15 protein-coding genes and 1 other annotated feature are annotated in these 13,753 nt (G+C 49.9%); all 15 genes read right to left on the reverse strand.

Annotated features, from left to right (window positions below; translation table 11 throughout):
- Positions 1 to 33: 33 nt before the first annotated feature.
- Positions 34 to 3,579, reverse strand: coding sequence for a DNA-directed RNA polymerase subunit beta (gene rpoB / locus HYD27_RS25505; protein ID WP_219219890.1), 3,546 nt, complete (start codon positions 3,577 to 3,579; stop codon positions 34 to 36).
- A gap of 423 nt (positions 3,580 to 4,002) precedes the next feature.
- On the reverse strand, positions 4,003 to 4,599 hold the full coding sequence (locus HYD27_RS25510) for a class I SAM-dependent methyltransferase (protein WP_219219893.1): 597 nt from the start codon (positions 4,597 to 4,599) through the stop codon (positions 4,003 to 4,005).
- Between the two features lie 136 nt (positions 4,600 to 4,735).
- Positions 4,736 to 5,095, reverse strand: coding sequence for a 50S ribosomal protein L7/L12 (gene rplL / locus HYD27_RS25515; protein WP_219219895.1), 360 nt, complete (start codon positions 5,093 to 5,095; stop codon positions 4,736 to 4,738).
- Positions 5,096 to 5,161: 66 nt separating this feature from the next.
- A complete protein-coding gene (gene rplJ, locus HYD27_RS25520) occupies positions 5,162 to 5,665 on the reverse strand; it encodes a 50S ribosomal protein L10 (protein WP_219219897.1) in 504 nt (167 codons plus the stop codon).
- A gap of 66 nt (positions 5,666 to 5,731) precedes the next feature.
- Positions 5,732 to 5,886 (reverse strand) — a sequence feature (ribosomal protein L10 leader region).
- Between the two features lie 68 nt (positions 5,887 to 5,954).
- On the reverse strand, positions 5,955 to 6,647 hold the full coding sequence (rplA, locus tag HYD27_RS25525) for a 50S ribosomal protein L1 (RefSeq protein ID WP_219219899.1): 693 nt from the start codon (positions 6,645 to 6,647) through the stop codon (positions 5,955 to 5,957).
- Positions 6,648 to 6,728: 81 nt separating this feature from the next.
- On the reverse strand, positions 6,729 to 7,154 hold the full coding sequence (rplK, locus tag HYD27_RS25530) for a 50S ribosomal protein L11 (RefSeq protein ID WP_219219901.1): 426 nt from the start codon (positions 7,152 to 7,154) through the stop codon (positions 6,729 to 6,731).
- 75 nt (positions 7,155 to 7,229) lie between these two features.
- A complete protein-coding gene (gene nusG, locus HYD27_RS25535; protein ID WP_020427084.1) occupies positions 7,230 to 7,763 on the reverse strand; it encodes a transcription termination/antitermination protein NusG in 534 nt (177 codons plus the stop codon).
- A 20-nt stretch (positions 7,764 to 7,783) separates the two neighbouring features.
- Positions 7,784 to 7,975 carry a preprotein translocase subunit SecE gene (gene secE, locus HYD27_RS25540; protein WP_019908206.1) on the reverse strand — a complete coding sequence of 64 codons (192 nt, stop codon included), beginning with the start codon at positions 7,973 to 7,975 and terminating at the stop codon, positions 7,784 to 7,786.
- A 20-nt stretch (positions 7,976 to 7,995) separates the two neighbouring features.
- Positions 7,996 to 8,145 (reverse strand): 50S ribosomal protein L33, encoded by a 150-nt coding sequence (rpmG, locus tag HYD27_RS25545; RefSeq protein ID WP_074086515.1) that lies wholly within the window; start codon positions 8,143 to 8,145, stop codon positions 7,996 to 7,998.
- A 479-nt stretch (positions 8,146 to 8,624) separates the two neighbouring features.
- On the reverse strand, positions 8,625 to 9,269 hold the full coding sequence (gene sigH, locus HYD27_RS25550) for an RNA polymerase sporulation sigma factor SigH (protein ID WP_219219903.1): 645 nt from the start codon (positions 9,267 to 9,269) through the stop codon (positions 8,625 to 8,627).
- 164 nt (positions 9,270 to 9,433) lie between these two features.
- Positions 9,434 to 9,955 carry an NYN domain-containing protein gene (locus HYD27_RS25555; protein ID WP_219219905.1) on the reverse strand — a complete coding sequence of 174 codons (522 nt, stop codon included), beginning with the start codon at positions 9,953 to 9,955 and terminating at the stop codon, positions 9,434 to 9,436.
- 2 nt (positions 9,956 to 9,957) lie between these two features.
- Positions 9,958 to 10,719, reverse strand: a complete 762-nt coding sequence (gene rlmB / locus HYD27_RS25560; protein WP_219219907.1) for a 23S rRNA (guanosine(2251)-2'-O)-methyltransferase RlmB — start codon at positions 10,717 to 10,719, stop codon at positions 9,958 to 9,960.
- A gap of 44 nt (positions 10,720 to 10,763) precedes the next feature.
- Positions 10,764 to 11,201: a Mini-ribonuclease 3 gene (locus tag HYD27_RS25565; RefSeq protein ID WP_219219909.1), complete on the reverse strand. Its 438-nt coding sequence runs from the start codon at positions 11,199 to 11,201 to the stop codon at positions 10,764 to 10,766.
- Positions 11,198 to 12,604 (reverse strand): cysteine--tRNA ligase, encoded by a 1,407-nt coding sequence (cysS, locus tag HYD27_RS25570; protein ID WP_219219911.1) that lies wholly within the window; start codon positions 12,602 to 12,604, stop codon positions 11,198 to 11,200. Before cysS ends, HYD27_RS25565 begins: the two co-directional genes overlap by 4 nt.
- 53 nt (positions 12,605 to 12,657) lie before the next feature.
- Positions 12,658 to 13,350, reverse strand: a complete 693-nt coding sequence (gene cysE, locus HYD27_RS25575) for a serine O-acetyltransferase (RefSeq protein WP_219219913.1) — start codon at positions 13,348 to 13,350, stop codon at positions 12,658 to 12,660.
- Between the last annotated feature and the right edge of the window lie 403 nt (positions 13,351 to 13,753).

Genomic DNA, 13,753 nt, shown 5'->3' on the forward strand with positions numbered 1-13,753 from the left:
TTCTTGTAGATGAAATTGATTGTTTTGCTAAAACTACTCTATTCCGACTTCCGCGCCTTCCAAGTTAAGGCTCAGCTTGTCGCCTGACGTCTCGTCCTCATCGTCCAGTTCCTTCATCTCAATCTCCTGCTCATCACCGCTGAGGATCTTAACATCCATGCCAAGCGATTGCAGTTCCTTGATTAATACCTTGAACGCTTCAGGCACACCAGGTTCCGGCAAGTTCTCACCTTTGACAATGGACTCATACGTCTTCACGCGGCCAACCACGTCATCGGATTTCACCGTCAAAATTTCTTGCAGTGTATAGGCAGCGCCATAAGCTTCAAGCGCCCATACTTCCATCTCCCCGAAACGCTGTCCGCCAAATTGCGCTTTACCGCCGAGCGGCTGCTGGGTAACGAGCGAGTAGGGACCAGTGGAGCGGGCATGGATTTTATCATCCACCATATGCGCCAATTTGATCATGTGCATGACACCTACAGTTACTTCACGCTCAAAGCGTTCGCCTGTACGGCCGTCGTACAGCACAGTCTTACCATTGCGCTGCATGCCGGCTTCTTCCATCGTATCGAAGACATCATACTCACGCGCCCCGTCAAATACCGGAGTAGCCACGTGAATACCCAGACGAAGTGCAGCCATACCAATATGAACTTCCAGCACCTGTCCAATGTTCATACGGGATGGAACGCCCAGCGGGTTAAGTACGACCTGTACCGGTGTACCATCAGGCAGGAACGGCATATCTTCTTCAGGCAGGATGCGGGCAACGACACCCTTGTTACCGTGACGTCCGGCCATCTTGTCCCCCTCAGAGATCTTACGTTTCTGAGCGATGTAGACACGAACCAGCTGATTAACACCCGGAGGCAGTTCATCGCCGTTCTCGCGTGTAAAGACTTTGACGTCAACAATAATACCATCACTACCGTGAGGCACACGCAAGGAGGTATCCCGAACTTCGCGTGCCTTCTCTCCGAAGATCGCATGGAGCAAACGTTCTTCGGCAGTCAGCTCGGTTACACCCTTCGGAGTAACTTTGCCGACAAGAATGTCGCCGGCATTGATTTCGGCACCAATACGGATGATGCCGCGCTCGTCGAGATTGCGCAGCGCTTCTTCGCCGACATTCGGAATGTCACGCGTAATTTCTTCAGGTCCCAGCTTCGTGTCACGAGCCTCGGATTCGTATTCCTCGATATGAATCGAAGTGTATACATCTTCCTTAACCAGCTTTTCACTCAGCAGGATCGCATCCTCGTAGTTGTAACCTTCCCAGGTCATGAACGCAACGACTACGTTGCGGCCCAGGGCCAATTCGCCCATTTCTGTGGAAGGGCCGTCTGCAAGAATGTCACCCTTTTTCACAATGTCGCCTCTTTTAGCCAGCGGACGTTGATTAATGCAGGTACCTTGGTTCGAACGCATGAATTTGTGTAATTTATATTTAACGATATCACCTTTAACTTCTTTGCCATCGACTGTCTCAACACGGCGCAGCCAGATTTCATTGGCAGAGGAGCGTTCAATAATACCATCGTACTTGGAGACAATACATACGCCTGAGTCCTTCGCAGACTTATGTTCCATCCCTGTCCCCACCAGCGGAGCCTTCGGAATCAGAAGCGGAACGGCTTGACGCTGCATGTTCGATCCCATCAGCGCGCGGTTGGAGTCATCGTTCTCCAGGAACGGAATGAGCGCCGTGGCGACAGATACAACCTGCTTCGGCGAAACATCCATATAGTCAACACGGTTACTAGGCATGGTGGTAATGTTGTCAGAATCTTTGTTGTAGCGGACGATAACCATGTCTTCCTTAAAGGTGCCATCCTCATCAATCTGAACATTTGCCTGTGCAACTACATAGTTGTCTTCTTCGTCGGCGGTCAGATAATCGATATGTTCAGTTACCTTGCCGGTCTTCGGATCCACCCAACGGTACGGAGCTTCAATAAAGCCGTATTCATTGATGCGGGCAAAGGTGGACAAGGAGTTGATCAAGCCAATGTTCGGACCTTCCGGCGTTTCAATCGGGCACATCCGGCCGTAGTGACTGTGATGGACGTCGCGGACCTCAAAGCCCGCGCGTTCACGAGTCAGACCGCCGGGTCCGAGTGCAGACAGACGGCGTTTGTGCGTAAGTTCGGCAAGCGGATTCGTCTGATCCATAAACTGCGACAGCTGGGAGCTGCCGAAGAACTCTTTGATGGACGCGATGACCGGGCGAATATTAATCAGAGCCTGCGGTGTGATCGCATTCGCATCCTGAATCGACATTCTCTCACGCACTACGCGCTCCATACGGGACAGCCCGATACGGAATTGGTTCTGCAGCAATTCACCTACGGAACGCAGACGGCGGTTGCCCAAGTGGTCAATGTCATCTGTATTGCCGATACCGTGCAGCAAATTAATAAAGTAGCTGATTGAGGATATAATATCAGCCTGGGTGATATGCTTAACGGATTTGTCGATGTTGCCATTGGCAATCAGCTTGATAACCCGGCCTTCCTCGATCGGCGAGAACACATCGATCGTTTGCAGCGGAATATCTTCACTGTCCAGCACTCCGCCGGTTACGCGGTAGTTCTTGGCAGCAACATCCTTCTCAAAATAAGGAATCAGCTCATCAAGAAGCCTGCGGTCAACCATTTGTCCGGATTCCGCCAGAATTTCCCCTGTGGACTCATCAACCAAAGGCTGTGCCAGACGTTGATTGAACAGACGGTTCTTAATGTGAAGCTTCTTGTTGATCTTGTAACGGCCTACATTGGCCAAGTCGTAGCGCTTTGGATCGAAGAAACGCGCCACCAAGAGGCTCTTGGCGTTATCCAGTGTCGGCGGTTCGCCCGGACGCAGACGCTCGTAGATTTCAATAAGCGCCTTCTCTGTGGAATCCGTGTTATCTTTATCCAGCGTATTGCGAATATATTCATCATTTCCAAGCAATTCCAGGATTTCAGCATCGCTTCCGAAGCCGAGAGCACGCAGAAGCACCGTTACTGGAATCTTACGTGTCCGGTCGATACGGACATACATGATGTCCTTAGCGTCGGTTTCCAATTCAAGCCAGGCTCCGCGGTTTGGAATTACTGTGGCGGTGTAAGTTTTTTTGCCGTTCTTATCTACCTTTGTGCTGAAATAGACGCTTGGAGAGCGAACCAACTGGCTGACAATAACCCGTTCCGCACCATTGATAATAAAAGTGCCGGTCTCCGTCATCAGCGGGAAATCTCCCATGAACACTTCCTGCTCTTTGACCTCACCGGTCTCCTTATTGATGAGCCGCACCTTCACACGCAGAGGAGCCGCATATGTCACGTCCCGCTCTTTAGCGTCGTCAACCGTATACTTCGGTTCGCCTAGGCTGTAATCAATGAACTCAAGCACCAAATTGCCTGTGAAATCCTGGATTGGCGAGATGTCCTGAAACATTTCACGCAAGCCTTCCTCCAAAAACCAGTCATACGATTTTTGTTGGATCTCGATCAGGTTAGGGACCTCGAGTACCTCTTTAATTCTCGCATAGCTCCGCCGAGTGCGTCGACCATACTGAACAAGATGTCCTGCCAACTTTACTCACCCCTCATGTCTACTCACTTAAAAATTTGATTGCGAACCCTTGTTTGGACCCGTATAATGGAACCATAACACAAGGATTCAGCCATAAATAAAGAAAAGCCCTTATCGAAATCTTCGAAAAAAGAGCGCATCTTTCCACGGCCAAAATACTCCTTATCCGTAGATTTGCCTAAAACGTAGGTATTATACGTCACCAAGCAACAGTTTATGCGCTATTATCTATTGCCCCGGCGACCTGCGCCGTGACAGGAACATAGAGAACTAAATTCGCAAAAACTTGCCGTACGGCACGCGCTTGCCGGGCGACAATATATTACTTGACATTTCAGCAAACTAAAGACATGGAGCCTAGCTTAATACTGACATTTTATAATAATAACACTATCGACATTACAAGTCAACAAGTTATATATTTTATTTTTGCGCTCTGATTATTCGATAGCCTTTGTCTTTCCCCGCTTCTTCTACAACCGGAAACAAGCTCTCCAGCTTGGCCGCCGCTGATGGCGCCCCCTGTTTCTTCTGAATAACAATCCACAGTGTTCCACCTTCATACAGATGCTCATACGCCTCTTCAAAAATTTGATGGACCACAGCCTTGCCGGCACGGATCGGAGGATTTGTTACAATCACATCGAATTTCTGTCCTTTTACTGCGGAGAGCACATCACTCTCCATTACTGTTACATTAACAATCCCATTATTCCGGGCATTCTCACGGGCAAGCTGGGCGGCACGGCCGTTGATATCAATCATAGTGACATGCCCTTTGGGCGCCAGATAGGCTGCACTAATCCCAATGGGGCCATAGCCACAACCCACATCAAGTACGGACGATCCATCCGGAATATCCATAGCTTCGATCAGCACACGGCTGCCGTAATCAATGTCTCCTTTGGAAAAGACACCGGCGTCGCTGGTAAAGCGGAGGCTTTTTCCCCTCAGCACCGTCTCAATGGTACGTCTGTCATGACGTGCCTCCGGCTGCTGTGAGTAGTAATGCTGCGACATATAATCCTCCCTTTCACTTTCGATCTTTCTAGCAAGATACAGCTTATACAGCGACCCCCTTGAACAAGTTCAAGGGGGTCGCTGTAACCGGGATTAAGTTAAGACTTAACCCCGGGGCAAAAGCTTAATGCTTATATTACTTCACTTCTACAGCTGCGCCTGCTTCTTCCAATTTTGCTTTGGTAGCATCGGCTTCTTCTTTGCCTACTTTTTCTTTGATTGCTTTTGGTGCGTTGTCTACGAGATCTTTAGCTTCTTTCAGGCCCAGGCCTGTGATTTCGCGAACGATCTTGATAACGTTAATTTTGGAAGCGCCAGCGCCTGTCAAAATTACGTCGAATTCGGATTGTTCTTCTTCTACTGCTGCCACTGCGCCGCCAACAGCTACTGGAGCTGCTGCAGTTACGCCGAATTCTTCTTCGATTGCTTTAACCAGGTCGTTCAGTTCCAATACGCTCATGCCTTTAATTTCTTCCAAAATTGTTTCTTTGCTCATGATTGAACCTCCATTTTATAATTAAATTTGGTTTATGGTAATGATTATGATGCTGGAAGCAAAGGCTTACGCGCTTTGTTCTTCCTTGTCAGCAACAGCTTTAACTGCAAGCGCGAAGTTGCGCATTGGAGCTTGAAGCACGCTAAGCAGCATGGACAGCAAACCTTCGCGGGAAGGAAGCTCTGCCAGTGCTTTCAGTTGGTCCGCATCAATAACGCGGCCTTCTACAACGCCACCCTTAAGTTTAAGAGCTTCGTTCTTTTTAGCGAAATCGTTCAGAATCTTAGCTGCCACCACTGCGTCTTTTTCGCTGAAAGCGACCGCTGTAGGACCAGTCAGAACTGCATCGAGTTCAGTCAGCTCAGCCGCAGCCGTTGCGCGACGAACCAATGTGTTCTTCAGGACTTGAAAATCAACGCCAGCTTCACGAAGCTGCTTGCGCAGTTCAGTCACTTGGGCAACATTCAATCCGCGGTAGTCCGCAACAACAGTAGAGACACTGTTCTGCAGCTTTCCGGTAACAACATCAACCGCATCCTGTTTAGCTTGGATTACTTTTGCATTTGCCAATTGTATACACCTCCTGAAAAAATTATGTTGCGACGATTTCTCCCGAAGAATCCGCGCCGTTCCTACGCAGGCATTAGAAAAGCCTCCGCAGCTTCACGAAGGCTTGATAAAAGGAAAGTGGATCAGGCATTCGCCTGGCACTTCTTATTTCTATCACAACACCTCGGTAGGAAATTAAGCCCTGCGGCACCTACTGTCTACGGTAAGCATATTCAAGTTCAAGAATGATCACCTTAAAGTTTACAACTGCTACAGGATATCAAAGATGGCTCTGGGAGTCAATCTTTATTTATTTGAAAGCAGCTGCGTTCACACGAGCGCTAGGTCCCATAGTGGACGAAATTGCGATGCCTTTAAGATATACACCTTTGGCGGCAGCCGGTTTCGCACGGTTCAGAGCGTCGATCAGGGATTTAAGGTTTTCGTTCAATTGTTCAGCGTCAAAGGACACTTTGCCGATAGGCGCGTGAATTTGACCTGCTTTATCGAGGCGGTATTCGATTTTACCGGCTTTAATTTCTTGAACAGCCTTGGTAACGTCGAAAGTAACTGTGCCGGCTTTTGGATTAGGCATGAGACCTTTACCACCAAGCAGACGGCCGAGCTTACCGACTTCACTCATCATATCAGGCGTAGCTACGCAGACGTCGAATTCGAACCAGCCCTGCTGGATCTTGTTGATCATATCCTGATCGCCTACAAAATCCGCGCCAGCAGCTTCCGCTTCTTTCGCTTTTTCACCTTTTGCAAATACAAGCACGCGTTGTGTTTTGCCTGTGCCGTGAGGCAGTACAACAACACCACGAACCGCTTGGTCTTGTTTACGCGGGTCTACACCCAGCCGAACTGCTGCTTCAACGGTTTCGTCGAATTTGGCAGTTGCCGCCTTTTTCACAAGCTCTACAGCTTCTGAAGGCTCGTAAGTCGCTTCGCTGTTGATCAGCTTAGCGGATTCCTGGTACTTCTTACCATGTTTAGCCATGAAAATGTTCCTCCTTTGTGGTGTTAGCGGAAATTCCTCCCACATATTGCGGTCATACAAGACCGGTTCATCGAATACGTATTAGTCTTCGATTGTGATTCCCATACTGCGGGCAGTACCTTCAACCATACGCATTGCAGCTTCGATATCTGCAGCGTTCAGATCGGGCATTTTGGTTTCAGCGATTTCACGAACCGCCGCGCGGCCCAGCTTCGCTACTTTTTTCTTGTTTGGTTCACCGGATCCTTTTTCTACTTTTGCAGCAATGCGAAGCAGAACGGCAGCCGGAGGAGTTTTGGTGATGAAGGTAAAGGAACGGTCTTCAAATACTGTAATTTCAACCGGGATGATCAAGCCAGCCTGGTCGGCAGTACGGGCGTTGAATTCCTTACAGAATGCCATGATGTTGACACCCGCCTGACCTAACGCCGGACCTACCGGAGGCGCTGGATTCGCTTTCCCTGCAGGAATCTGCAATTTCACCATTTTGATAACTTTTTTAGCCATGAGTGACACCTCCTTGCGTAAATAGTGGTATTCGAACGCCTGAGAGCGTTCTCCCACAAGAAACCCTTGCGACTGTTATATTTTCTCCACTTGAGTGAAATCCAACTCCAGCGGGGTTTCCCGTCCAAACATGTTGACATGTACTTTGATCTTACTCTTGTCAGCCAAAATTTCTTCCACGGAGCCCACAAAATTCGCAAAGGGACCAACCATAATACGTACGGATTCCTTAATTTCGAAATCAATCTTCGCTTTAGGTTCAACCATGCCCATATGCTTCAAAATTTGTTCAACTTCTTCCGGAAGCAGAGCGGTAGGTTTGGAGCCGGAACCTGTCGAACCAACAAAACCGGTAACGCCCGGCGTATTGCGGACCACATACCATGAATCATCAGTCTGAACCATTTCGACCAAAACATAACCAGGATAAACCTTACGCATGACGGTTTTTTTCTTACCGTCCTTGTTTACCAGTTCTTCTTCCATAGGAACAAGAACACGGAATATTTTGTCTTCCATGCCCATGGACTCAACGCGTTTTTCCAAATTGGCCTTAACCTTATTCTCATACCCGGAATAGGTATGAACAACATACCATCTTTTTTCCATACAAGCCACCTGGGACCTCTCTAAATAATCCTTTCGATCACAGCGGAAATACCGATGTCCAGAACCCAGAAGTAAAGAGCGATCACTACAATTGTACCGAGAACGATCAATGTGTAGTTTTTCAATTCTTTACGGCTAGGCCAGCGAACTTTCTTGAGTTCACTCCAGCTCTCAGTGAAAAAGGAAAACAAAGACTTGAAACTACGCTTCACGCCGACTACACCTCCAAAGACTATCTGGTTTCGCGATGAGGAGTTTGCTCGTTACAGAACTTGCAAAATTTCTTCATCTCCAAGCGGTCGGGGTGATTTCGCTTGTTTTTGGTTGTCGCATAATTTCTTTGTTTGCAACTTGTACAAGCCAAAGTGATAATTACCCGCATGATGTGCACCTCCCGAAGACGTCCTTCTAACGTTGAAATTAGAAGACGCAAATATTGATCCTAAAAAAAACCGCGAATTTAGGCCTACCTAAAACACTTTAGCATAATGCCAACCACTGTGTCAACGAAAGAATTCCCCATCGCATTGGGTATTTTCGGGTGCTGCAGCCTTGTGCCACATGTTGTCTTTAGCTTTCTTTTCACGCCAATCGCTGCCTATCCTGTCAGATCAGAATCCATAATTGCATGAATATTCTCCAGATCCTCCAAGAGAATCTCCGCCGGTGAAAACTGTTGTTAAAATGGGCCTTCCCTTGTCCGGGACGGCTCTTCATCTCTACCTATCATTATGGGGCATTTGCACTGCGGATAAACCTGCTTATCAACGGCAACCGGCTAAATTCCTGACATCATCAATCGTAAAATCTCAAAACACTAAAAAAGACTCGATGTCCGAGCCTTTCCTGTACATTATATCATCAATTGTCACGCACTTCCAGATATCTTTCCAACTTACGTTTCACTCGCTGCAAGGCATTGTCGATCGACTTCACGTGCCGCTTCAAATCCTCAGCAATTTCCTGATAGGATCGTCCGTCCAGATAAAGCATCAGAACCTTGCGTTCCAGATCACTCAGAATCTCTGCCATTTTATCTTCCAGACCGATGAACTCCTCCTGGTTGATAATCAGCTCTTCGGGATCCTGTACCTGTGTTCCGCAAATGACATCCATCAGTGTCCGGTCGGAGTCCTCATCATAGATAGGCTTGTCCAACGAGACATAAGAATTGAGCGGGATATGCTTCTGGCGGGTAGCCGTCTTAATGGCGGTTATAATCTGGCGGGTAATGCAGAGCTCGGCAAACGCCTTGAATGAAGAGAGCTTGTCGCCCTTGAAGTCACGGATCGCTTTGTATAAGCCGATCATGCCTTCCTGCACGATATCTTCACGATCTGCCCCAATCAGAAAATAAGAACGGGCCTTGGCACGGACAAAATTGCGGTACTTGTTAATCAAGTGTTCCAATGCGCCACTGTCGCCACCACGGAAGATCTCGACAATTTCTTCATCGCTTATGAAATCATACTCGGACAGCATTATTTCCTTGAGGTCGACACTCACCAAGAATCCCCCCGGCTGCAACGCAAGACACATCGTTACTTCGCGAAATATAGGACCAGTATATATTATGTTACCTTACACCGTCAACCGCAGATTGTCCAAAAACAATCTTCAATAACATATTATGGCATTTTGGCCTCGTAATGCTTCAGCCTCCGGAAGTTTTACTGACGACGCCAGTCCTCCAGCCGTTTGCGCATCTCAGGCGACAGTTTATCTTCCAGGGAATGCCGCGACGGACCGGTGCTTCCCGGCTCAATCGCCTTCTTGACCTGCTTGTGATTCTCCTCGATCTCAAGCCGCAGCTCGCGGGCGGAAATCCGCAGCGCTCCTTGAGCAAAGATAACATGCTGCTCTGTAAAATCGCTGGTCGCCACATATATCTGCCTTCTGCGGTGGCTAAACTCTCCAACCAGCCGCTCGATGCATTCATCCGCCGTTTCTTTTTCCTTGGTAAAGAACACCTGTACTTTCCCCTGTACAAAAGACCTTCCGAGTCCCGGCACACGGTAAGCATCGAATACGGCTATGACACGCAGCCCTGAAAATGCCTGGTAATCAGCCAGCATGTCCAGCAGCCGGTCGCGCGCTCCTTGCATGCCGGTCAGTGACAATGCGGCAAGATCAGGCCAGCCGCCGATCATGTTGTATCCATCCACAAGCAGGATATCGCGCCAGTCGGCCATAGCTATCCTTGCTGATGCCGGCGGCGCAGCACCTCGTACATAATAACGCCCGCGGCGACCGAAGCATTTAACGAATTGATCTTTCCGGCCATTGGCAACTTCAGCAGAACATCGCATTTCTCCCGGATAAGACGGCCCATCCCTTTGTTCTCATTGCCGATCACCACAGCCACCGGTCCTGTGAATATATCAGAAGCGTACAGATTCTGATCCGTGTCCACATCGGTTCCGACTACCCAGACTCCCATCTCCTTGAGCCGGTCAATCGTCTGGCCGAGATTGGTTACCCGTGCGACGGGCACATATTCTACGGCTCCCGCAGAGGTTTTGGACACGGTCGCCGTAATTTGCGCCGAACGCCGTTTCGGCACGATTACGCCGTGCACTCCCGTGCAATCGGCGGTACGCAGAATGGAGCCCAGATTATGCGGATCTTCAATTTCATCGAGCAAAATAAGGAACGGCGGCTCCCCTTTGGCCTCTGCCGCTGCCAGAATATCAGCAACCTCGGCATAAGCAAACGGCGCCGCCTGTGCAACCACTCCCTGATGCTGCACTCCAGGCGCGAGCTGGTCCAGCTTTCTTTTATCCACATGCTGGATCACAATTCCTGCTTTGCGGGCTTCGGCAATAATAGGAGCGGTCAAATGCTTTTGCGCCGTTTCTGCGATCCATATTTTATTGAGTGTACGGCCGGCACGAAGCGCTTCAAGCACCGAATGCTTGCCAGCCAGTATTTCCTCTTCTGTCTTCAATTCCTCCATGTTCATGCCTCCTGTTCTTTAAATCTGCATGCCCTTTTATGGCATTACTTCGGCCGGTTCATCATGTACTGTATGCTGCTGTCAACGATCTCCTGTATTCTGGCCTGCTGTCCTGTGTAATACAAATGACCGATCAGGCATTCAAATGCAGTGGCATGACGGTACTCCAGCACATCCGCATTTTTGGGAATGGTCCCGGATTTGGCATTCCGCCCTTGCCGGGCGACATCCTTCTCCTCATCGGTAAGCACCGGCTCCAGAAATGCAAGAATCCTGCTCTGCGCTTTGGCCGACACCAGTCCCGTCGCGGTGCGGTGCAAATGATTCGGGCGCAGATTCGGCAGCGAGATCAAATACTGGCGCACCGCCACTTCGTAAACCGCGTCTCCCGCATACGCCAGCACGAGCGGCGAGAGCAACCGGGCCGGTTTGGAGGGCTCGTAGGGAAACCAGGCGCTCTCCGGATTAAAGGGCCCGCTCATTTCCGCCGCCACCGCATTCCTTGCGGAGTATCCTCAAGCAGAATGCCCAGCTCATTCAGCTCATCGCGGATTTCATCGGAGCGCCCCCAGTTCTTATTCTTGCGCGCCTCCGCGCGCTCGGCAATCAGGCGTTCCACTTCCTCACCGGCAACCTCTTCTTCCAGTTCCGGCGTAAGGCGCAATACAGAATTCATCTCCGCAAAAGCCTGCAGCAATGCTGTGAAATCTGCTGGCAATGCATCTGCATTCGCAAGCGTATTATTCGCAAGGCTTACCCAATCAAACATGGCGGTAATGGCATCCGGAGTATTGAAATCATCCTGCATCTTGGTATGGTAATTACCTACAATCGTCGCCAAGCGCTCCGCGATCTGCCCGCTGGGCTTACCTTTGGCGCCTTCGGCATCCAGCTCAAGCCTGTGCTTCACATTGCTCTCCGCGAGCGCGATGCGCTCAGCGCTTTTTTCGGCGGACAGCAGAGACTCTTCCGTAAAGTTCAGCGGATTGCGGTAGTGGCTCGAAAGCATGAAGTAACGGATAGCCCCCGCTTTAAAGCGCGACCGGATATCCTTGACAAGCAAACCGTTGCCCAGTGATTTCGACATTTTCTCGTCCCCGATGTTCAGAAACGCGTTGTGCATCCAATAGTTCGACAGCGGCTTGCCGGTCAGCACTTCGGTCTGGGCGCATTCGCATTCATGATGCGGGAATTGCAGGTCCACCCCTCCGCCATGAATGTCGATTGTCTCCCCTAAGTATTCGCGGACCATCGCTGAACACTCAATGTGCCAGCCGGGGCGGCCTTCTCCCCAAGGGCTATGCCAGTGAACCTCACCCGGTTTGGCCGCTTTCCAGAGCACGAAATCCTCAGGCTTTTCTTTGCGCGAATCCACTTCCACCCGGATGCCGAAATGCAGCTCCTCCAGATTCTGGCGGGACAGCTTGCCGTAATCGGCGAATTTGGCGGTGCGGTAGTAGACGTCCCCACCTTTTTCATAAGCGTAGCCCTTGTCTTCAAGCTCCTTAATGAACTCAATAATCAGCTCCATGCTCTGGGTTACCCGCGGATTCATCGTTGCCGGCTTCACCCCAAGCCCCGCAAGATCCTCCCGGTAGGCGCCGATAAAGATCTCCGCGACTTCCGCTACTGTTGTATTCATCTCTTCAGCCTTGCGGATCAGCTTGTCGTCCACATCCGTGAAGTTGGTCACATAATTCACTTCATTCCCGATTTGCTCCAGGTAGTTTCGAACCATGTCAAAGACAATGACCGGTCTGGCATTTCCGATATGCATATAACCGTAAACGGTTGGACCGCATACATACATTCTCACCTTGCCTGCTTCCTGCGGCACAAATTGCTCCTTGCTGCGTGTCATTGTGTTGTAGATTTGCAAAGCCATTCTATTCCCAATCCTTTCTGTTTGACCCCGGCTTTTGTTGAATTCCGGTATGCTTAGATTTCATAGTCGCCAATATACTGCTGGCTTTCCAGACGGCGCTGCTCTTTTTTTTGTTTGTCTTCCGTACCGAGCTGCTCTCTGAGCTCTTCGATCTCTTTTTGTAAAAAACGCAGGGAATCAATGAGCGGATCCGGCATCTTGGTATGGTCGAGCCTGTCGGATACCCGTTCCCCGTTGCGCTTGACCACCCGCCCGGGATTGCCCACCACTGTACTGTTGCTCGGCACTTCACGGAGAACCACCGAGTTCGAGCCGATATTGCAATTATCGCCGATCCGGAACGATCCCAGTACTTTCGCACCGGAGCCAATCACAACATTGTTGCCGACAGTCGGATGGCGCTTCCCTTTTTCTTTACCCGTTCCCCCGAGTGTGACTCCCTGATAGATAATCACATCATCCCCGATTTCACAGGTCTCTCCGATAACGATCCCCATTCCATGGTCAATAAACAGCCGTTTGCCGATCGTTGCCCCCGGATGGATCTCGACACCGGTCATAAATCTGCTGATCTGGGAAATGATGCGCGCCACCGTAAACCAGCGCCGTTTGAAAAGAGAGTGGGCTATCCGGTGTGACCAAATGGCGTGAAGACCGGCATAGGTGAAGACAACCTCGAACCAGCTGCGGGCGGCGGGATCGTTGTCGAATACTGCCCGAATGTCCGACTTGATATGCTTAAACATCACGGTTCCCCTCTTCTTTGACTCCCCCGCCTCCTGTTAACAGGTACACATAGGGAAGGTATTGTCTCCAGCCCACAGTTTCTATCTATACGCTTGCTGCGAGTCTTGGCTTGAAGCTAAGAATTTCTTATATTTCAACAAAAAACGCCCCTGCAGCATATTGCTGCAGAGACGTTTAACCGCGGTCCCACTCTGCTTGGACTATGCATGATTCACTGGCTTCAACCATTTCCGGCCTGTGAAAATGCGGCATCCCTCTTATCGTCTGTAACGGCAACGTTCCCGGCACGGTCTAACAATCCACAGCAGGAATGCTCAACCGCGCAGCTCACAGGCGCATGTTCAGCGCAGACAAATGAATAACTCCCAGCCTGTAAAGGAGAGTCCCTTACTGGTTATTCTC

It is taken from the genome of Paenibacillus sp. S150 (assembly GCF_019352175.1).
Taxonomy (GTDB): Bacteria; Bacillota; Bacilli; order Paenibacillales; family Paenibacillaceae; genus Paenibacillus_AQ.